Consider the following 1,433-nt stretch of genomic DNA (forward strand, 5'->3'; position numbering starts at 1 on the left):
TGGGTCACTCCCGGACGCTTCTCGGCATAGCGGGCGTAGGAGGCGTTGCCGTCGGTCAGCAGCACGCCGTTGAAGTGGTCGCCCAGCACCGTGTCAATGTGGGCCTTGGCGCGCGACGGGGAAAAGGTGAAGCTGATCTCGTCGTGGTCGCCGTACAGCGGCCAGAACCACGCCTCCTTCATCTTGCCCTTGGCCTTGCGGCCCGCCTTGATCGGCGTCTCGTCCATGGCCAGCACCTGGCTTTGCAGCACGTGCTCCAGCTGGGCCAAGTGGATCGGCGACAACAACGCCGCGGCTCGCGCCACCTGCTGAGTCAGCGTGGTGCGACTGAGCTGGATGCCGGCCTGCTGCAGGCGCTGATGCTGGCGATAGAGCGGCAGGTGGTAGCAGAACTTGTCGACCAGCAGGCCGGCAATGAAGCTGACGTCGGCCAGTGAGCCGTCAAACAGCGTGGCCGGCGCCGACGTTGCCTGGGGCGGCGCCTCCTTGCTGACCTTGAACACTGGGCAACGGTACTCCAGCACCTCGAAGCTGGCCCGGCGCTGCGCCAGGCGGAAGGTGCTGCGCGTGGCGATCACATCGATGTCATCCTGCGTCACGCCCTCGGGTAGCTCGGGCGCCACCTCGATGACCTTGACCGGCACCGAGGCATCGAAGCGCAGTCCGGCGTCGTTGACGGCTCCCTCGCGCGTCTTGCGCGGCGATGTCTTGGTGGCTGAGGTGTCGTCGTCAGACGTGGGCGGTGGCGGAGCTGGCAGATCCTGCAAGCTACCGAGCAGGCTTTGCTGCACGGCCGGGTCGATCGCCAGCAGGCGCTCCGACTTGCGACCGAACAGCTGCCGCTTGAACCAGTCGAGCTGGCGTTGGAGCGACGCATTCTCTTCCCTGAGGACCGAGTTTTCGGCCAGGGATTGCTGGTATTTCTGTTCCAGAGAAAGCGCCGTCACGGGGTGATAATTCCTGATGAATCAGGCCGTTATTTTACCATGCCATCAGGCCGCTGACACCTTGGGATGCCACCGCTTACGGCGTTTCGTGACCACCAGATCGAGCCCCTCGATCAGCGCTTCGAACTCGGCGTGGCTGAGCGTGATCGCCTGGCCTGCGGGGGCCGACAAGGCGGCGAATCGCCCGCGCTCCAGGCGCTTGCTCCACACGCAGTAGCCACCGGCCTGGAAGTACAGGCACTTGAGCTGGGTGCGCCGCCGGTTGATGAAGATGAAACCGTGCCCGCTCAGCGGATTCTGGCCCAGCTGTCGGCGTACCAGGGCGGCCAGCCCATCATACGAACAGCGCATGTCGGTGGGCTGGGTGCACAGCCAGAGCGTGATCGGCGGGCGCATCATGCCCCCCGGCGAAAACGCAGGCAGACACCATCACCCAGGTCGAGCTCGATCTCCCAGCCGCGGGGCTCGTCATCGATGGCATCCTCC

2 protein-coding genes are annotated in these 1,433 nt (G+C 65.3%); both read right to left on the reverse strand.

The window, feature by feature from the left end; all coding sequences use genetic code 11:
• On the reverse strand, positions 1-947 hold a 947-nt coding region (locus BDK63_RS18250; protein WP_183334568.1), incomplete at its 3' end, for an IS66 family transposase.
• Positions 948-992: 45 nt separating this feature from the next.
• Positions 993-1,343, reverse strand: a complete 351-nt coding sequence (gene tnpB, locus BDK63_RS18255; RefSeq protein WP_169958680.1) for an IS66 family insertion sequence element accessory protein TnpB — start codon at positions 1,341-1,343, stop codon at positions 993-995.
• Positions 1,344-1,433: the final 90 nt, after the last annotated feature.

This window comes from Halomonas campaniensis (assembly GCF_014193375.1).
Classification (GTDB): domain Bacteria; phylum Pseudomonadota; class Gammaproteobacteria; order Pseudomonadales; family Halomonadaceae; genus Halomonas; species Halomonas campaniensis.